Annotated in this window: 16 protein-coding genes; 14 read left to right on the forward strand and 2 right to left on the reverse strand. The window is 38.5% G+C overall.

All coding sequences use genetic code 11. From position 1 onward, the window contains the following. Positions 1-104 precede the first annotated feature (104 nt). From ACFIKQ_RS03785 to ACFIKQ_RS03815, 7 genes are all read left to right on the forward strand, one after another. Positions 105-893 carry a tRNA1(Val) (adenine(37)-N6)-methyltransferase gene (locus ACFIKQ_RS03785; protein ID WP_375655977.1) on the forward strand — a complete coding sequence of 263 codons (789 nt, stop codon included), beginning with the start codon at positions 105-107 and terminating at the stop codon, positions 891-893. 191 nt (positions 894-1,084) lie between these two features. Further along, positions 1,085-1,933 (forward strand): S49 family peptidase, encoded by an 849-nt coding sequence (locus tag ACFIKQ_RS03790; protein ID WP_375635783.1) that lies wholly within the window; start codon positions 1,085-1,087, stop codon positions 1,931-1,933. 240 nt (positions 1,934-2,173) lie between these two features. After that, complete coding sequence (locus ACFIKQ_RS03795; protein WP_375655979.1) at positions 2,174-3,082, forward strand: 4-(cytidine 5'-diphospho)-2-C-methyl-D-erythritol kinase; 909 nt, start codon at positions 2,174-2,176, stop codon at positions 3,080-3,082. Between the two features lie 198 nt (positions 3,083-3,280). Next, positions 3,281-3,922, forward strand: a complete 642-nt coding sequence (locus ACFIKQ_RS03800) for a ribonuclease HII (RefSeq protein WP_375635838.1) — start codon at positions 3,281-3,283, stop codon at positions 3,920-3,922. Further along, positions 3,919-4,899 (forward strand): L-threonylcarbamoyladenylate synthase, encoded by a 981-nt coding sequence (locus tag ACFIKQ_RS03805; RefSeq protein ID WP_375635781.1) that lies wholly within the window; start codon positions 3,919-3,921, stop codon positions 4,897-4,899. The genes ACFIKQ_RS03800 and ACFIKQ_RS03805 overlap by 4 nt, the downstream gene beginning before the upstream one ends. Further along, entirely contained in the window at positions 4,884-6,293 is a 1,410-nt protein-coding gene (locus ACFIKQ_RS03810) for an FAD-binding oxidoreductase (protein ID WP_375635780.1), read from the forward strand. The genes ACFIKQ_RS03805 and ACFIKQ_RS03810 overlap by 16 nt, the downstream gene beginning before the upstream one ends. Before the next feature lie 144 nt (positions 6,294-6,437). After that, the gene (locus ACFIKQ_RS03815) at positions 6,438-6,965 is read left to right on the forward strand and encodes a DUF6101 family protein (RefSeq protein ID WP_012754813.1); all 528 of its coding nucleotides are present in this window, start codon (positions 6,438-6,440) and stop codon (positions 6,963-6,965) included. 1,162 nt (positions 6,966-8,127) lie between these two features. On the opposite strand, the gene purD is transcribed toward ACFIKQ_RS03815, so the two are convergent. Continuing rightward, on the reverse strand, positions 8,128-9,402 hold the full coding sequence (gene purD, locus ACFIKQ_RS03820; protein ID WP_375635779.1) for a phosphoribosylamine--glycine ligase: 1,275 nt from the start codon (positions 9,400-9,402) through the stop codon (positions 8,128-8,130). Between the two features lie 90 nt (positions 9,403-9,492). Here purD and ubiA point away from each other — a divergent pair, with 90 nt between their 5' ends. Next, positions 9,493-10,497, forward strand: coding sequence for a 4-hydroxybenzoate octaprenyltransferase (gene ubiA / locus ACFIKQ_RS03825; RefSeq protein WP_375635778.1), 1,005 nt, complete (start codon positions 9,493-9,495; stop codon positions 10,495-10,497). Positions 10,498-10,749: 252 nt separating this feature from the next. Here the strand turns inward: ubiA and pdxH are convergent, their stop codons facing one another. After that, positions 10,750-11,373 carry a pyridoxamine 5'-phosphate oxidase gene (gene pdxH / locus ACFIKQ_RS03830; protein ID WP_375635777.1) on the reverse strand — a complete coding sequence of 208 codons (624 nt, stop codon included), beginning with the start codon at positions 11,371-11,373 and terminating at the stop codon, positions 10,750-10,752. A 293-nt stretch (positions 11,374-11,666) separates the two neighbouring features. Here pdxH and ACFIKQ_RS03835 point away from each other — a divergent pair, with 293 nt between their 5' ends. The 6 genes from ACFIKQ_RS03835 to dxs all read left to right on the forward strand — a co-directional run bounded on the left by ACFIKQ_RS03835 (position 11,667) and on the right by dxs (position 18,278). Continuing rightward, on the forward strand, positions 11,667-12,569 hold the full coding sequence (locus tag ACFIKQ_RS03835; protein ID WP_012754817.1) for a DnaJ C-terminal domain-containing protein: 903 nt from the start codon (positions 11,667-11,669) through the stop codon (positions 12,567-12,569). A 128-nt stretch (positions 12,570-12,697) separates the two neighbouring features. Next, the gene (gene fabI, locus ACFIKQ_RS03840; RefSeq protein WP_375655981.1) at positions 12,698-13,516 is read left to right on the forward strand and encodes an enoyl-ACP reductase FabI; all 819 of its coding nucleotides are present in this window, start codon (positions 12,698-12,700) and stop codon (positions 13,514-13,516) included. Positions 13,517-13,664: 148 nt separating this feature from the next. Next, entirely contained in the window at positions 13,665-14,753 is a 1,089-nt protein-coding gene (aroC, locus tag ACFIKQ_RS03845; protein ID WP_375635776.1) for a chorismate synthase, read from the forward strand. A gap of 15 nt (positions 14,754-14,768) precedes the next feature. Then, complete coding sequence (gene ribB, locus ACFIKQ_RS03850; RefSeq protein ID WP_375655983.1) at positions 14,769-15,872, forward strand: 3,4-dihydroxy-2-butanone-4-phosphate synthase; 1,104 nt, start codon at positions 14,769-14,771, stop codon at positions 15,870-15,872. A gap of 7 nt (positions 15,873-15,879) precedes the next feature. Next, positions 15,880-16,134, forward strand: a complete 255-nt coding sequence (locus ACFIKQ_RS03855; protein WP_273787907.1) for an exodeoxyribonuclease VII small subunit — start codon at positions 15,880-15,882, stop codon at positions 16,132-16,134. Positions 16,135-16,370: 236 nt separating this feature from the next. Next, a complete protein-coding gene (dxs, locus tag ACFIKQ_RS03860) occupies positions 16,371-18,278 on the forward strand; it encodes a 1-deoxy-D-xylulose-5-phosphate synthase (protein WP_375655985.1) in 1,908 nt (635 codons plus the stop codon). The last annotated feature ends 13 nt before the right edge of the window (positions 18,279-18,291 follow it).

Consider the following 18,291-nt stretch of genomic DNA (forward strand, 5'->3'; position numbering starts at 1 on the left):
TTCTTTAGCGAGTGTAATCTTGTTGTTATGAAATAATAAAAAAATTTAAAATAGCAGCTGAATGGCAAAAATGCAGTTTATAAAGGTGAACATTAGGCTTTTAAATGGATAAAACAACGAATCAGAGTGGTGAAACAATTGATAGTTTTCACCGCGGGAAATTTTATTTGGTTCAACCCCATAAATATGGTCATCGTTCTGGAATGGATGCGATGTTATTAGCTAGTTTGGTTCCAAGTAATTTAAAGGGCAAGGTTGTTGATTTAGGTGCAGGTGCTGGAGCTGCAGGGTTGGCTGTTGCTTCGCGTTGTTTGAAAGTTCATGTTACCTTAGTTGAACGTTCAGCTTTTATGGTATCTTACGCTCAAAAAACGCTTATGCTAAAACAAAATAAACAATTTGCTAGCCGAGTTTGTTTGCTAGAAGCAGATGTTACCTTCAAAGGGAATGCCCGTATAAAAGCAGGTTTGATAGATAATAGCTTTGATTTTGCGATTATGAATCCACCTTTTAATAATCCGACTGATCGCAAGACACCTGATAAACAAAAATCTGAAGCACATGTTATGTCTGAAGCGATGTTTGATAACTGGTTGCGGAGTGCAGCGGCCATTGTTAAGCCAAGTGGATACTTAGGGCTCATTGCACGTCCACAATCGCTGACAGATATCTTGCGTGCTTTAGAAGGGCGTTTTGGTGGTATTTGTATAATTCCTGTGCATGCACGTGCGAAAACAGCAGCAATTCGTCTTTTATTTTACGCAAAACGAGGAAGCAGAGCAGCTTTATCTATTTTACCGGCATTGGTTATACATGAAGGTAATGACCATACTTTTTCACCCCAAGTTGATGCAATTAATAATGGATATATAAGCTTGTGGGAACTTTTCTAATAGTATCTTGTGTTTTTTAGTTTATTATTTAGAGTCGAAATTTTGTTGTTAGGGAGATTTGACTTTGGGTGAAATTATATTTCTGCTTGTAATGTGGGGATTGATTGGCGCTTTTGGATATTATCGCGTTCTTCCTCTTTGTTGTCCTTTCCTATTTAATTGTTCTTAATTTATAAGGAGATTTTGTTTTGATGGATTTTATTAAAAGTTTTATTCCACGTCGTTTTTCTTCCGATAAACTTGAAATTCCTGTGGTGCGCCTTCAAGGAGCAATTATGGATTCATCAGCGTCGATATCTCGTACCCTTTCCCTCAGTAGGTGTGCAAATCTTTTAGAGAAGGCTTTCGCACACAAAAAGTCACCGGCTGTTGCACTTATTATTAATTCTCCTGGTGGTTCACCTGTACAATCGCGTTTTATCTTCAAGCGTATTCGTGACTTGGCAGAAGAAAAAAATAAAAAGGTTCTTGTGTTTATTGAAGATATTGCAGCGTCCGGTGGTTATATGATTGCTTGTGCGGGGGATGAAATTTTTGCAGATCCTTCTTCAATTGTTGGTTCCATTGGAGTGGTTTCAGCTTCCTTTGGTTTTCCGGAACTTTTGAAGAAAATTGGTATCGAACGGCGTGTATACACAGCAGGAAAGAACAAAGTTACATTAGATCCATTTCAGCCAGAAAAAAAGGCGGATATCGAGCATTTGAAATCTCTCCAACTTGAAGTGCATCAAACTTTTATCGATTTGGTTAAAGAACGCCGTGCTGAAAAATTATCAAATGATTCGAATCTCTTTACAGGAATGTTTTGGAGTGGAAAACAAAGCGTTGAGCTTGGTCTGGTTGATGGATTAAATGATGTACGTTCTGTTATTAAGGAGCGCTTTGGTAATGATGCAAAACTTCGACTTATTATGCCTCCAAAAAGTTTCTTAGGACCTAAAACGCCTTCAGGAGTGACGGCACATACGGTTTATACAGTCGTTGACAGTGCATTGATGGCAGCAGAAGAGCGAGCACTTTGGCAGCGTTATGGTCTGTAATGGAAAGGATCATTCAAGCCAGAGGGATTGTTATCTAAAAACAGATTCTAGAAGAAAAAAGGCTTGAAATGATACGAATGAGAACATGTCGTTTATTTTGTATGAGTGCTCTTTATATTTATTGTTTGTTTAGAAAACGATTAAGAATATTCCAAGCTGTTTATAGGGTTTGTGCTAATAAAAGTATGGATAAAAGGGGGAATTCGTAAAAGAACCCTATGTAGGTGAATATTACGTCATATGATATCAAATGTACAAGCTTCGTTCCAAGGACATTCCTATTTATTTACACCTATTAAATTGAATTTAGCTCTACATGTTGTGGGGCAACGTTCTGATGGGTATCATTTAATAGAAAGTTTGGTTTATTTTAGTCTTAGCGGTGATTGTCTACACTATGCACCTTGCGAAAATAATCAATTTGTTTTGACGGGACCGTTTGCAAAAGGCCTTGTGTCTCATTTAGATAATTTGGTTATTCGCGCACGGGATTTTATGCATAAGACTTTTCCTGAATGTGCTCAACCTGCTTTTTTTCGGCTTGTAAAAACATTACCTGTTGCTTCAGGCATTGGTGGTGGCTCAGGTGATGCAGCTGGGGTTATAAGCATGTTGCGTCAACAGTGGAATCTTGATTGCTCTTACGGAGAATTAGCAAAAATGAGCTTAGTTCTTGGTGCTGATGTTCCCATGTGCCTTTATGCATTAGAATATCAGCAGCCACTTTTGGTCAAAGGAATTGGTCAAGAGATGATACAACTAAAAGGAGCCTGTTCTCTTGCAATAGTATTGGTTAATCATGGACAAGAGATTTCAACACAAACTGTTTTTAAAGCGTTAGAGAAGCGTCATAATCCTTCTTTGAAAATTAATACAGATTCTTTAAAGAGTGTTGATTCATTGGTTGAAGCTTTACAAGAAACGCGTAATGATCTTTTTTCTTCTGCATTAAAAATAGCACCTCAGTTAGCTGAAGTGTTATCTATATTAGATGAATGTGGGGCTCTTTTTTCCCGTATGTCTGGAACGGGAGCAACTTGCTTTGGCATTTTTAAAAATAAACAAACGGCGCAACAAGCGGCTCTTTTTATCAAATCAATGCACCAAAATTGGTTTGTAAAACCTATCATGACTTTAGGAAATATTTGATAAATAAATATAAAAGCTTTTATTTCGTCCTGATTTTATTATACACAGTGAAAGAGGGTAACCAAAGAAATGTATTTTTTTATCTTTTGTGCAAGAATTCGCATAATGTTTGGAGAGCCATTTAAAACTGTAATGCTTGCAAAAAATGATCAGGCTACAGAAATAGATGTATGTTTGTTGTATTGTGATTTATCAAAGATGTTTAATGTTCCGCTTCAACCAAATTTTTCGTGCGAATTGGATTTGCAAAAACAGGGTTTTTTTCATATAGCAGGTGTTGATGAAGTAGGACGGGGGCCTCTCGCTGGACCTGTGGTAACGGCAGCAGTTATCTTGGATAAAGACCATATTCCTAATGGGTTAAATGATTCAAAAAAACTTTCTTTTCTCCAACGAAATAGACTTTATCATGAAATTTTGCAAAGTGCATTAGCGGTTTCAGTCGCTAGTCTTTGTGCTCGTACAATTGATCAATCTAATATTAGAAAAGCAACTTTAGAAGCAATGCGTCGCTGTATTATAGGGTTAGCCATTCCAGCCCACTATGTCCTTGTTGATGGACGTGATATTCCTTCTGAGTTGTCCTGTCCTGCAATGGCGTTGATTAAGGGCGATCAGCGTTCGGTTTCAATTGCAGCCGCATCTATTATTGCGAAAGTAACGCGTGACAGGATGATGGAGTGTGCAGGACAAGTTTATAAAGGGTATGGTTTAGAGAAGCATGTAGGTTATGCAACACTAGCACATCGTACAGCTCTTGATAAATATGGACCAATTATAGGATTACATCGTTATAGTTTTGCACCACTAAAAGAGTGTTATAGAAATGGTGTGTCATGACGATTCTACCACTCAATAGTGCTTCGATAAGAGAGGCAATAGCGCTTCTTAAACAAGGGAAGTTAGTAGCATTACCAACGGAAACTGTTTATGGATTAGCGGGCGATGCAACCAATGGGAGGGCAATTTCTTCTATTTTTTCTACAAAGAGTCGTCCGCAAATTAATCCTCTTATTGTGCATGTCAGCGGCATCGAAATGGCGGAACGTTATGTGAAAATTGACTTTCTTTCACGCCAATTAATGGAGGAATTTTGGCCAGGGCCTTTGACATTGGTTTTGCCTTTAAAGGAACAGCATAATATTCATCCTTTAACAACCTCTGGTTTGAATACCTTGGCTGTTCGTTTTCCAGACAGTCGTTTTGCGGAAGTAGTACAACATTTTGGCCGACCACTTGCTGCTCCTAGTGCGAATCAGTCGGGGCGTCTTAGCCCTACTTCAGCTGAGGCTGTTTTTGCATCTTTGGGGGAATCTGTTCCTTTGATATTGGACGGAGGACCTGCTAAAATAGGGCTTGAATCAACGATTATTAAGATTTGTGATGAAAATATTTATCTTTTGCGTCCAGGGGGGCTTGCGGCTGATAAAATTGAAGAAATTGTGGGGAAGTCTTTAAAACGGATAGATCAAAGGGCGGCGATTGAAGCTCCAGGGATGTTAAAGTCGCATTATGCTCCCAATGCTACGATTCGTTTGAATGTAGAAAAGGTGGAAAATGGTGAAGCGCTTTTAGCATTTGGTTCAAAGCGCGTTATGGGGGCTGAAAATGCCGTTTCTATTTTAAATCTTAGCGAAGATGGAAAGTTGGAAGAGGCAGCCTTTCATTTATTTCAATATATGAAGGAATTAGATTCATTTAAAGTGAGATGTATCGCAGTAGAACCTATTCCATCATACGGATTAGGGGAGGCGATCAATGATCGTCTTATACGGGCTGCGGCTCCAAAGGAGAAACAAACATGGAGCAGAAATTAATTGAGGGGTTTAGAGAAATTGTTGGTGCTAAGCATGCTATAACAGATCAAGCGTTGATTGCACCGTATTTGCTTGAAGAGCGTGGGCTTTTTCATGGAAAAACACCTTTACTTTTACGTCCATCTTCTTGCGCAGAGGTCTCATCGATTATGCAGCTAGCGAGCAAAACACGCACACCGATTGTGCCACAGGGTGGAAATACAGGGCTTGTGGGGGGACAACAACCAGATGAAAGAGGAGGGAGCGTTCTTTTATCCATGGAACGATTAAATAAGATTAGAACTATAAATCTTGAGGGAAATTTTGTTGTTGTAGAGGCAGGTGTTATTTTACAGGATTTACAGAAAAAAGTGGATGAATCAGGTCGTTTTTTCCCTCTTTCTTTGGCTTCTGAAGGTTCTTGTCAAGTAGGGGGAAATCTTTCGTCGAATGCTGGAGGGACAGCTGTTTTAGCCTATGGCAATATGCGTGATCTTTGTCTTGGTTTGGAAGTTGTTTTACCGGATGGCCGTATTTTAGATGATTTGCGTTTTGTTAAAAAAGATAATAGCGGTTACGATTTGAAAAATCTTTTTATTGGTGCAGAAGGCACATTAGGTGTTATAACCGCAGCCGTTTTGAAGATGTTTCCAAAAATAAAAGGAAAAGCTGTTGCTTTGGTGGGATTATATAGTCCGGCGAAGGCTTTAGAGTTTTTATCTCTGGCTCAAAAATATGGAGGAGGGATGTTGACAGGTTTTGAGCTCATGGGAAATCTCAGTTTGCAAATGGCTTTAGATTATAAGATGTGTGAGAAGCCTCCTCTTCAGCGGAAGCATGAATGGTATGTATTAATGAACATTTCATCATTGCAAGGCGATGATGAGGCGTTATCAGTACTGAGTATTATTTTAGAAGAAGCTTTAAAGAATGCGGTGATAGAAGATGCAATTGTTGCACAATCTTTAAAACAGCAAGATTTTTTTTGGCAGTTGCGTGAAAGTATATCCTATGCACAAAAGTTAGCAGGAGGGTCCATTAAGCATGATATTGCGATCCCACTTGCTTCTATTCCTGATTTTATTGCTGAGGCAGCGCTTATTGTTGAAGATATTGCTCCAGGAGCACGGGTGATTTGTTTTGGACACATGGGCGATGGAAATTTACATTATAACATTACACAACCTGTAGGAGCTGATACGATGGTGTTCTTGCAGTTATGGTCAAAAATGAATCATCGCATTCATAGTTTAGTGATGGATTATAGAGGTGCATTTTCTGCTGAGCATGGAATTGGTCAGCTTAAGCGCGAAGAACTTCGTTCTTTTAAATCGCCTGTCGCATTGGATATTATGCAAGGGATTAAAAAAACGCTCGATCCTTTAGGGATAATGAATCCCGGAAAAGTATTATAATTCAAGAATAGTGATCATGTATTTTTGTTTAGATTTTAATAACCAAAAAAGAAACCAGTTGTTTTTTATTCAAACTTTTAATAATCCAATGAGAAAAAGCTGCTAAAGGGTGTATGTTATTTAAGATAAATTGGGATAATGTATATGGCTAATCAATGCTTTAATCAGGCAAAAGCGGTGCTTGAATTTCGGTTAGATCCGTGCCATTTGCCACAAACGACGACATATTTTTCATCCAAAACGGGTAATCAGGTTATTTGTTCGTTAAATGAGCGTGGTGTTTCTTTTAAAACGGATATGCCTTCAAGCTTATCGCATTTAATACCCCCTTATCATTTCCAAGGAATTGCAGCACGTACCGTGAAAACGCGTTCAGGAGAAAGAGCTGTTGCATTAGAATTACTTCATGCCGATGAGGAAGCTTGTATACCGCTTTTGGTTTCCAGAGATTTGAATAATGTTCTTCTGGATTGGCGATTATGGGCGGATACTTATGGACTCCCCATGCTTATGATCAATGAAGATAATCGCATTCTGGTTGTAAAAGATCGTTCTGATTTACATCGTTTTTTTGGTACAACAGCACATTCTAAACAAAAGCGTTTTTTACTTCGTTATAGCAATCCGTTAGGCTTGCGTTTGGTGATTGCGAATCGAATTGCACTCCAGTAATATTAATATGCATTCATTTTTGTACTACCGTAAGCATTTATCTTGTTGTGCCGTAAAACATCGTTGTTTGGGGCGGTAATATAAGGCGTGTAAACTTCACACATGAAGTATTTTTAGAGGACATGGCGAATATTCTTAAGTTTGCTTGTCGGTCTTTGTGTAAGTGAAGCATATGAGTAGGAACCAAGAGGAACCCGCTCAATGAGAATCCTGACGTTTACAGATGGGATTTGGTGTGACTTTTGGTTCTTTAAGGCAAAGAGGAAGTCAATGATTGTAAATGAGAGTTTTTTGACACCATACATTGGCAGCAGGAATCGGTTATGTTAAATGCTTTTCTCGGAGAGGTAAAAACGGCTTTCATAACAATAGAAACCGTTTTTTTGGCGGTGTAATTTTTGGTTTTTGCCACATCATTAAAACACGAGCAGATTGCTGGAAGTGTTTTTTACTTTTTTATAAATCATTTCTCCATGTTGAATGAGAGCTTTGAATATTGCAAAATATTCTTACTTCATCTCTCTCCTATAATCAAAATCATTTTTTTGCACGTTATAAGAAGGGGTAGAGTGTGGATAAAAATCATTAAAAAAGAGTAAACACTCTCTGATAAAGCGTTTAGATAGAAAGGGTTATCGTAATATTGGGAGTTGGAAAATACAATGATAGTATCGGTTTGTATCTTTATTTCAGAAAGATGGCAGAATGGATTTATACTATTTGCAGGTAGTGTCGTAAAATGGGAGTGACGAGCATGAGAGATATTGTTTAAGAATTTGTACGTGAATAACATCAGTATCTTTTTTTTGGCATTTTATTTTTCGTAAAAGCGGAATTTCATTAAAAAACGCAATAAATAAGAGAAATGATAGTATATATGTTTTTCTTCAGGGTTTTATAAGAAAGAAAGTATTTATAAAGATGATGAGAAAATACGTTTAAATTAAATACAACAGTAAAATGATCAGTTTATATCACAGTGTTATATTCAGAGAAATTTCCTATTTTATCATGGGTAGATATCCTATTTACAATATTTGATTGTTCAAAGGAAAGCACACTCATTTTTTCAAAATTATGGTCAACGTAAAACAGTAAGAAAATTTGTGTATCATGCTCTTATATAAAATAATCAAATCGGAAAAAAGAATATTCAAAGGATTTAGTTTTCTCGCGCAATGGCTCTCCATCCGATATCACGACGAACAAAACCTTCTGGCCAATCAATACAATCAACAGCTTCATAAGCACGTTTTTGTGCGTGCGTAATCGTTTTTCCTGTTGCTGTTATGTTGAGGACACGTCCACCATTTGCAATGAGTTCTCCATCACGCAATACTGTACCAGCTTGAAAAACTTTCACATCGGGAAGATTGTTTACTTTATCAACGTTACGGATAACAGTACCTTTTTGGGGAGAGTCTGGATAACCATTGGCAGCCATAACAACGGTGAGAGCAGTTTTTTCAGACCACCGAAGAGGCTTATTTTCAAGTTTTCCTTGAGCTGCAGCAAGAAAAATTGGCAAAATGTCATCTTTGAGGCGCATCATTAAAACTTGACATTCAGGATCACCGAATCGTACGTTAAATTCAATTAATTCGGGTCCTTTTTGCGTTATCATTAATCCGACGAAGAGAATACCTTTAAAGGGGGCGCCCATTTCTTTCATGCTTTTTAAAGCTGGTTCAACAATTTCTTTGAGGGTACGATTCACTATTTCTTGGGTCATGATGGGCGCTGGTGAATAAGCACCCATACCACCGGTGTTTGCTCCAATATCGCCATCACCTACACGTTTATGGTCTTGAGCAGAACCAAAAGGAAGAGCAACTTTACCATCACAAAGGCAGAAGAAGCTTGCTTCTTCACCTTCAAGAAAAGATTCTACAACAATTTTGTTTCCTGCATCTCCAAATGCACTTTTGAAGCAGGCATCGACTGCGTTAAATGCTTCTTCCATAGTTGTTGCAACCACGACACCTTTGCCAGCTGCTAAGCCATCAGCTTTAATAACAATGGGAACACCTTGTTGATGAATGTAAGCTTTAGCTTTAGAGGCATCATTAAAGCATTGGTAACTTCCTGTAGGAATGTTATTCTTACGACATAAATCTTTTGTAAAAGCTTTAGAACCTTCTAGTTGAGCAGCTTTTTGAGTAGGACCAAATACACAGATGTTAGCGCTATTAAGAGAGTCTGTTATACCCGCAACCAATGGTGCTTCTGGTCCTACAATCACAAGATCAATAGAATGTTTTTTACAAAAATCAATAACAAGGGGATGGTCATCAATGTTTAAATTAATATTTTCACCAAATTCTGTTGTTGCAGGGTTTCCAGGAGCACAATATAACTTTGTTAGCAGTGGTGATGCAGCTATTTTCCATGCTAAAGCATGTTCTCGTCCACCTGAGCCAATAAGAAGAATATTCATTGCTTGCTCCTCTCATAAAAGATGATTAATCTCATCTCCTTCTCATAAGAATGAAATGTCTCTATCGCAAGACCAAAGGTAAATCATTTGATGAAAAAAAATAAAAATATCGCGCATGTTCAATCCTGTGAGAGTCAGGGACGGGTTATGGATGCATCTTCCAAACAATGGGTTTACAATTTCCTTCCCTGTTCTTTATGGTTTTATGCGCAATTGGCGCGTTGGGATCGGCCTATCGGATGGCAATTGTTGATGTGGCCTTGTTTTTGGTCAACAACAATGGCTTTTTTCTCTTATAACATGCATTACGATACTCTTTTATCAATGTTTCTTCACTGGGTTTGGTATCTTTTTCTTTTTTTTCTGGGATCTATTGCTATGCGAGGGGCAGGATGTACTTGGAATGATCTTATTGACCATAAAATTGATGCTCAGGTAGAAAGGACACGTTCTCGCCCATTGCCGACAGGTCATGTGAGTCGGTTTCAAGCAAGAGTTTTTATACTTATGCAATGTTTGGTTGGTTTAGTCGTTTTATCACAATTTAATAGGTTTAGTTTTTTTCTAGGTATTTCGTCATTGATAGCTGTTGCATTTTATCCTTTTATGAAACGCGTAACATATTGGCCGCAGTTTTTTTTAGGCGTTGCGTTTAATTGGGGGGCATTAATGGGGTGGGCTGTTGTCTTTGGAAGTTTAAGCTGGGCACCAATCTTGCTTTATGTGGGATCAATCTTGTGGACCATAGGATACGATACAATCTACGCACATCAAGATAAAGAAGATGATGCTACTGTTGGTGTCCGTTCTACGGCCCTTCTCTTTGGTAAAGGAACCAAGCGTGCTTTAGTATTTTTGTATGGTGGTTTTGTGGTGTTCGTTAGTTTAGCATTTTATTTAGCTGGAGTCCCTGTTCTTAGTTTTTTGGGGATTTTTGTGGCAAGCATCCATATGTTTATTCAAATTAAAGTCATTGATATAGATGACAGTTCACAATGCCTCAGGCTTTTCAAATCTAATTCGCTTATTGGTTTTGTGATTTTTGCTGGTTTGGTATGTGGGGGTATATGGACGATATTTTATCCTGCGGTCTAAAAATAAGTTAGCTAAAATCATAGTTTCTGCTGAATACAGTATTTTCTTTTAAATAAGCTTGTTGCTAATCTGTTTTAAGCAATACAGTAGAAAATATTACCAATCAACTTTTACAGTGAAAATGAATTACAGTGAAAATGAATTTCTTCTATTTAAATAAAATAAATCATCTTCTTTTAGAATTTTTCAAATAAAAAATACTTGTTTAACTGTTGGGAAGAAAAAATCTTTATAACGATGAAGTTTGAAGGATTAGGGATAAAGTTTTTGTCTTTTCCAATCGCTGTGTTCAACACAATCGCGTGTAAAAAGCAGACGATCATGTAAACGAAATGGGCGATCGCACCAGAACTCTATAGAAAGGGGGTTAACACGAAACCCAGACCAATAAGGTGGTCGTGGAATATTGCCTAGAGCATAACGCGCAGTATATTGAGCAATTGCTTTTTCGAGCACAAAACGATTGTCTAAAGGTTGAGATTGTTTAGATGCCCATGCACCAATTCGACTACCACGTGGTCGCGATTGGAAATAGGCATCGGCTTCCTGTTGACTTACTTTTTCAACAATTCCTCTAATTCTGACCTGACGACGGAGCGATTTCCAATGAAAACCTAAAGATGCTTTCATTGATTTTAAAATTTCTTGTCCTTTACAGCTTTCATAATTGGTATAGAAGACGAAGCCTTGGGGACTGTAGTCTTTGAGGAGAACCATACGAACATTAGGGAGTCCTGTTTCGTCAACTGTTGCTAATGCCATAGCATTTGGATCATTTATTTCACTTATCGTTGCCTCTTCAAGCCACTTTGCGAAAAGTTCAAAAGGTTTTTGCATTTTCATAAAATGATCATCTGTTGGTATTTTGTTGCTCATAGTTTCTCCAAATATCAGTGAGTATGGGCGAGGCATTTTCTCATTTACTTTATCATCAAAAAGCCAATGCTATTGTGTATTTCTATGGTAGTTTAATTATTTTTACTTTAGCATAGGCTACAATGAGCTATATTAAATAAATGTCTCATTTTATCTGGTATTTTAGTTTATTGATAGACATATAAAAAGGAAAGAAGAAATTATTCTCTAGAATAGACTGATGAAGATATAAGGGATATTGAGCAACGGATCAGTTGATATTTTGAAAACGAAAAAATTGAAAAGAGGGCAATATGCGTGATCCCTACACGATTCTGGGTGTGGCACGTACCGCAAAATCGCAAGAGATTAAATCGGCATTTAGAAGATTAGCAAAGAAGTATCATCCAGACCATAATAAAGATGATACAAAGGCTAAAGAAAAATTTGCTGAAATTAATCAAGCTTATGAAATTATAGGTGATAAGGATAAAAAGGCACAATTTGATCGCGGTGAAATTGATATGGAAGGAAAACCGCTTTATCAAGCTTATGGTACTGGTGAAAATTTTAGCAATAAACAAAATCCCTTTTCAGGAAGAGCAAAGGGATTTGATTTTTCCTCTTCAGGTGGTGCAGGTTTTGATGCGAGTGATATTTTTCGGGATCTGTTTGGAGGAGGTAGTAGCTTTTCGAATTCCACACACTATAACCGTCCCCAACAAGGAGCACATGTTCGTGCTAATCTTGCCATAACATTAGAGCAGATGGTTGGCGCAGAAAAGGTGGAAGCTGTTTTTCCAAATGGAAAAAAGTTAAAAATTAAACTTCCAGATTATATTGAAGACGGACAGACTATTCGTTTAAAAGGTCAGGGAGAAGAGGTACCTCTCGGGCAAGCAGGAGATGCGTTGATAACCATTCAGATTCAAAAACATCCTCGTTTTCGGGTTGAAGGAAGAGCACTTCATCTTGATTTACCAGTTTCTCTTAAACATGCTGTTTTGGGAGCAAAAGAAGAAGTTGAGACGTTGGAGGGACGTGTGGTTTTAACGATTCCTGCTTGGTCAAGTTCTGATCGCGTTTTACGGTTGAAAGGAAAAGGGCTTCGTTTAAAAAATGGTACAAGAGATGATCTTTATGTGCATGTTCGCATTATGTTGCCGGAAGGTGAAAATGCCGCGCTAGAACAGTTTTTGCAAATGCAACAAGATTAATTTTAAAATTTTTTATATACAAAAGCGTAGTTTTTGTTTGATTTTAAACCAATTGCTTGAAGAAAAAGTTGACCTGTGTCATAGGCAGATGAATAATATTAATTTTAAGTAACAATGGGGCAGTGCTGATGGCTAAGGGTAATGGTTTGTTGTACGGTAAGCGTGGTTTAATTTTGGGGTTGGCCAATAATCGCTCCATCGCTTGGGGAATCGCTAAAGCAGCAAGTAGCGCAGGGGCAGAGCTTGCTTTTACCTATCAGGGTGAAGCAATGAAAAAGCGTGTTGAGCCTTTGGCTGAAGAATTAAAGGGGTTTGTTTGTGGACATTGTGATGTTTCTGACAGTGTCTCTATTGATACGGTCTTTAGAGAAATAGAGAAGAAATGGGGAAAACTCGATTTTTTAGTTCATGCTATTGGTTTTTCTGATAAAGACGAATTAAGTGGTCGTTATATTGATATCAGCGAATCAAATTTTATGATGACCATGAATATTTCCGTTTATTCCCTAACAGCTCTAACGAAGCGTGCAGAGAAATTGATGCCAGATGGTGGGGCAATCTTGACACTGACCTATTATGGTGCAGAAAAGGTTGTTCCCAATTATAATGTAATGGGGGTTGCCAAAGCAGCTCTTGAAGCGAGCGTGAAATATTTAGCGGTAGATTTAGGTCCTCAAAATATTCGTGTTAATGCTATATCTGCTGGACCAATTAAAACGTTAGCGGCTTCTGGTATTGGTGATTTTCGTTATATTTTAAAATGGAATGAATATAATGCTCCATTACGTCGTACGGTAACAATTGAAGAGGTTGGTGATTCTGCGCTTTATTTTCTTTCAGATTTGTCTCGTTCTGTTACCGGTGAAGTCCATCATGTCGATTCGGGTTATAATATCATAGGTATGAAAGCAGTTGATGCACCAGACATTTCTGTCGTTAAAGAATAAAGTTTGGTTTATGGGATTTTATTGGACAGCAGTAATTTGACCAAATTTAAAGTGGCTAAGGGTATTTGGGAGCAACGAGCTACCTTGTGTATAGCACACAACATACGTTGTCGTTGTATATATTTGACAGAGAAACGGATCTTTTTTCATGTCGCATAATACATTTGGTCATTTGTTTCGTGTAACAACATGGGGTGAAAGTCATGGTGCTGCTCTTGGTTGTGTCATTGATGGTTGTCCACCTGGAATTATTTTTACTCTTGCAGAAGTTCAAGCTTATCTTGATAAACGCAAACCAGGACAATCAAAATATACAACGCAGCGCCGAGAACCAGATGAAGTAGAGGTCCTTTCAGGAGTTGTTGTTCAAGACGATGGGACAACATTGGTGACGACAGGTACACCAATTTCTCTGTTGATTCGAAACACAGATCAGCGTTCGAAGGATTATAGCTCGATTGCTCATCAGTATCGTCCAGGACATGCGGATTATACTTATGATATTAAATATGGCATTCGTGATTTTCGAGGTGGGGGACGTGCTTCAGCACGGGAGACGGTAGCACGTGTTGCAGCTGGTGCATTTGCTCGTAAAATCGTTCCTGGTTTGATTGTACGAGGAGCAGTGATAGCAATTGGTCCTCATAATATTAATCGTGATCGGTGGGATTGGTCAGAGGTTGATAATAATCCTTTTTTTACAGCTGATGCAGAGATGGTTCCCATTTTTAGTGATTATATCAGTAAACTCCGTAAAGAGGGAACATCTGTTGGTGCGGTTGTTGAGATCGTTGCAGAAAATGTTCCGGCAGGTTTAGGAGCCCCTATTTATGCAAAGCTTGATCAAGATATTGCATCGTTACTTATGTCGATTAATGCGGTAAAAGGTGTGGAAATTGGTGATGGTTTTGCGGCAGCCCGCCTGAGGGGAGAAGAAAATGCCGATGAAATGCGAATGGGAAATGATGGAAAACCGCTTTTTTTATCCAATCATGCTGGTGGTATTTTAGGGGGAATATCGAGTGGACAGCCAATAGTTGCACGTTTTGCTGTAAAGCCTACTTCATCAATTTTAACGCCTCGTCGCTCCATTGATGTTGATGGTCATGATATAGATGTTATAACGAAGGGACGTCATGATCCATGTGTTGGGATTCGTGCCGTTCCTGTTGGTGAAGCGATGGTTGCTTGTGCTATTGCTGACCATTATCTAAGACATCGCGGTCAAATTGGGTGATTGAAAAGGTGAACAATGGCGTATGATGAAAAAAAAATTGTTTCTGCACTTAAAGCTTTTGAACGCGGTGAAATTGTTGTGGTGACAGATGATGATGACCGTGAAAATGAGGGTGATTTAACTGTTGCTGCAGCGTATTGTACAGAAGAAAAGATGGCGTTTATTCTTCGTCACACAACAGGTATTGTGTGTACACCTATGCCAAAAAAAGAAGCACAACGGTTTAATCTTGCTCCTATGGTACCAGATAATAACTCTGCACATGGGACGCAATTTACTGTTACTGTGGATTTTAAACATGGGATAACAACGGGTATTTCTGCACATGACCGCACATTGGCAGTTCGTAATCTTGCTAATCCAAATGCTGGTGCTCACGATTTTGTCCGTCCAGGACATATTTTTCCTTTGATTGCGCATGAAGGGGGGGTGCTCATGCGTTCAGGTCACACGGAGGCCGCTGTTGATTTATGTAAATTAGCTGGTTTGCCACCAGTTGGTGTTATTGGTGAGTTGGTCAATGATGATGGCAGCGTTAAACATGGCGATCAGATCATGAAATTTGCACAAGGACATCGGTTACATATGATAACGGTTGCAGATTTAATTGCTTACCGCCAACGTAAGGAAATATTGATCAAGCATGTTGGAGAAATGCCTATTGAAACATCTGTAGGTCCCGCTATTGTTCAAAGTTATCAATTTCCTTGGGAAGCCGTTCAGCATATTGCAATTGTTTTTGGTGATGTCCGTGAGGGTGAGGATATTCCTGTGTATTTACATCATGAAAACATTATAAATGACGTTTTTTGTCAATCTTCAGATATTATGGTGGTGATGCGGCGTATGATGGAAAAAGAAAAACGTGGCGTATTTATTTATTTGCGTAAAGGATCTGTTATGCAATCAACTATTGATATTCAAAATATGGCAAGAGACAGTTCAGAAAACCATGTGCAGGCGATTGAACGCGAAGAAGAATGGCGCAAAATTGGTTTAGGATCACAAATTTTAAAATATCTAGGAATAGGCTCTGTTATTGTTTATGCTGCTAAAGAGCATCATCATGTAGGTTTAGAAGGTTTTGGAATTCGTATATCTAGAACAGATATTTTTTGAGGTTCATATGAAAAAAGAGATACAAGAGGGGGATATTACGACCTTAAGCTTTGAGCAAGCGCTTAAGCAACTTGAAGTTATTGTCGAAAATTTGGAACGTGGCGATGTGCCTTTGGAACAATCCATTGATATTTATGAACGCGGTGAAGCGCTTAAAAAGCATTGTGAAAAACTCTTAAGAGTTGCTGAAGCTAAAGTTGAAAAAATACAGCTTTCAGAAGACGGTTCTCCAGAAGGAGTAGAACCACTTGATGCTAAATAATATTAAATATTTTGGATATTTATTGTGAAACGAGGAGATATAATAACCTTTTTTATAGAAAATTAAATCGATTGATTTCTTTTTTATAAAATAAGTAAAAAATGAGGAAAGGATAGCTCATCTCAAATAGAAAAGAGCATTTTTCAGTAAAAAAGATGCAAAACTGTAAATAAGAGTAGAGAAGATATATTTTTATCGTTTCGTTTTCTTAAGTTAAGATAATAGAAAGGTTTTTTTTGTCTCAGGTCTTAACACCATTGCTTGACCGTATTTGTTTTCCGCAAGATTTGCGGGCATTGCCTGAGTCTGATTTGGGACCGTTGGCTGATGAGTTGCGAACTGCAACAATTGATGCGGTTTCTGTAACAGGTGGTCATCTTGGGGCGGGACTTGGTGTTGTTGAGCTCACTGTTGCATTACATTATATTTTTAATACACCAGAGGATAGGATTATTTGGGATGTTGGTCATCAAACCTATCCACACAAGATTTTAACGGGGCGTAGAGAAAAAATTCGCACATTACGTCAAGAGGGCGGATTATCAGGTTTTACAAAACGTTCAGAAAGTGTGTATGATCCATTTGGAGCGGGTCATTCGTCTACTTCTATTTCAGCGGGGCTTGGCATGGCGGTGGCAAGTGCTTTGAAAGCAGAGACAAGACGCAATATCATAGCTGTCATCGGTGATGGTGCAATGTCTGCGGGCATGGCTTATGAAGCAATGAACAATGCTGGTGCTTTGGATGCACGCTTGATTGTTGTTCTTAATGATAACGATATGTCTATCGCACCACCTACAGGTGCTATGAGAGCACATCTTGCACGATTAGTATCTCGTCCTTCTTATCGTCATTTGCGTGAACGCGTAAAGATGTTGAGCGAAAAATTGCCAAAGTTTTTTTTGGATAAGGCGCGTCGTTCAGAGGAATTTGCGCGTGGACTTTTGGTTGGGGGAACTTTATTTGATGAGCTTGGCTTTTATTACCTTGGCCCCATAGATGGGCACAATTTGGGGCATTTATTGCCTGTTTTAAAAAATGTTCGTGAATATCCTAGTGGTCCTGTTTTGGTGCATGTTGTCACACATAAGGGAAAGGGATATCCACCTGCAGAAGCCTCACCTGATAAATATCATGGTGTTAATCGTTTTGATGTCATGACAGGAAAACAGGTTAAAGCATCAAGTAATATTCTACCCTATACCAAGGTATTTTCTAAAGCTTTAATAGAAGAAGCTCGCCATGATGATAAGATTGTTGGCATAACAGCAGCGATGCCAACAGGGACAGGTCTTGATTCTTTTGCGAAAAAATTTCCTGAAAAAATGTTTGATGTTGGTATCGCTGAGCAACATGCCGTAACTTTTGCGGCAGGTCTTGCTTGTGAAGGGTACAAGCCTTTTGTTGCAATTTATTCTACTTTTTTACAGCGTGCTTATGATCAAATTATTCATGATGTATCAATTCAAAAATTACCGGTACGTTTTGCTATTGACCGTGCAGGTTTTGTGGGGGCAGATGGTGCAACACATGCTGGAAGTTTTGATATTGTTTTTTTGTCCACTCTTCCTAGGTTTGTTGTTATGGCACCTTCTGATGAGCTTGAACTGATGCATATGGTGCGTACAGCTGCAGCTTATGATCAGGGACCAATTTCTTTTCGTTATCCACGTGGTGAGGGCATTGGTATAGATTTACCGCAACGTGGTGAGTTATTAGAAATTGGAAAAGGGCGTGTTCTGCGTGAAGGAAATAGGATCGCTTTGGTTTGTTTTGGAACGCGGATGTCAGAAGTGTTACAAGCTGCTGATGCATTGGAGGCTGAAAGATTATCTACGACGGTTGCAGATGCACGGTTTGCGAAACCTTTAGATAAGGATTTGATGTGTCGTTTGGCACGTGAGCATGAAGTATTGGTGACAATTGAAGAAGGGGCAATCGGTGGTTTTGGAGCGCACATATTACAATTTTTAGCGCATGAAGGGCTCTTAGAGCATGGTTTGAAAGCTCGTACACTAAAACTTCCTGATGAGTATTTGAATCATGGTGCACCAGAAAAAGTTCTTTCACGTATCGGACTTGATGCTATGGGTATTGTCAACACGGTTTTTGCTGCTTTAGGCCGCGAGATTCGAACAGGATAAAAAATTCGAGTAT

Source organism: Bartonella sp. MR63HLJHH (assembly GCF_042194155.1).
Taxonomy (GTDB): Bacteria; Pseudomonadota; Alphaproteobacteria; order Rhizobiales; family Rhizobiaceae; genus Bartonella; species Bartonella grahamii.

Coding starts and splice junctions, on each gene's coding strand:
- ACFIKQ_RS03785 (WP_375655977.1), top strand. CDS start 105: ATGGATAAAACAACGAATCAGAGTGGTGAAACAATTGATAGTTTTCAC.
- ACFIKQ_RS03790 (WP_375635783.1), top strand. CDS start 1,085: ATGGATTTTATTAAAAGTTTTATTCCACGTCGTTTTTCTTCCGATAAA.
- ACFIKQ_RS03795 (WP_375655979.1), top strand. CDS start 2,174: ATGATATCAAATGTACAAGCTTCGTTCCAAGGACATTCCTATTTATTT.
- ACFIKQ_RS03800 (WP_375635838.1), top strand. CDS start 3,281: ATGTTTAATGTTCCGCTTCAACCAAATTTTTCGTGCGAATTGGATTTG.
- ACFIKQ_RS03805 (WP_375635781.1), top strand. CDS start 3,919: ATGACGATTCTACCACTCAATAGTGCTTCGATAAGAGAGGCAATAGCG.
- ACFIKQ_RS03810 (WP_375635780.1), top strand. CDS start 4,884: ATGGAGCAGAAATTAATTGAGGGGTTTAGAGAAATTGTTGGTGCTAAG.
- ACFIKQ_RS03815 (WP_012754813.1), top strand. CDS start 6,438: ATGGCTAATCAATGCTTTAATCAGGCAAAAGCGGTGCTTGAATTTCGG.
- purD (WP_375635779.1), bottom strand. CDS start 9,402: ATGAATATTCTTCTTATTGGCTCAGGTGGACGAGAACATGCTTTAGCA.
- ubiA (WP_375635778.1), top strand. CDS start 9,493: ATGAAAAAAAATAAAAATATCGCGCATGTTCAATCCTGTGAGAGTCAG.
- pdxH (WP_375635777.1), bottom strand. CDS start 11,373: ATGAGCAACAAAATACCAACAGATGATCATTTTATGAAAATGCAAAAA.
- ACFIKQ_RS03835 (WP_012754817.1), top strand. CDS start 11,667: ATGCGTGATCCCTACACGATTCTGGGTGTGGCACGTACCGCAAAATCG.
- fabI (WP_375655981.1), top strand. CDS start 12,698: ATGGCTAAGGGTAATGGTTTGTTGTACGGTAAGCGTGGTTTAATTTTG.
- aroC (WP_375635776.1), top strand. CDS start 13,665: ATGTCGCATAATACATTTGGTCATTTGTTTCGTGTAACAACATGGGGT.
- ribB (WP_375655983.1), top strand. CDS start 14,769: ATGGCGTATGATGAAAAAAAAATTGTTTCTGCACTTAAAGCTTTTGAA.
- ACFIKQ_RS03855 (WP_273787907.1), top strand. CDS start 15,880: ATGAAAAAAGAGATACAAGAGGGGGATATTACGACCTTAAGCTTTGAG.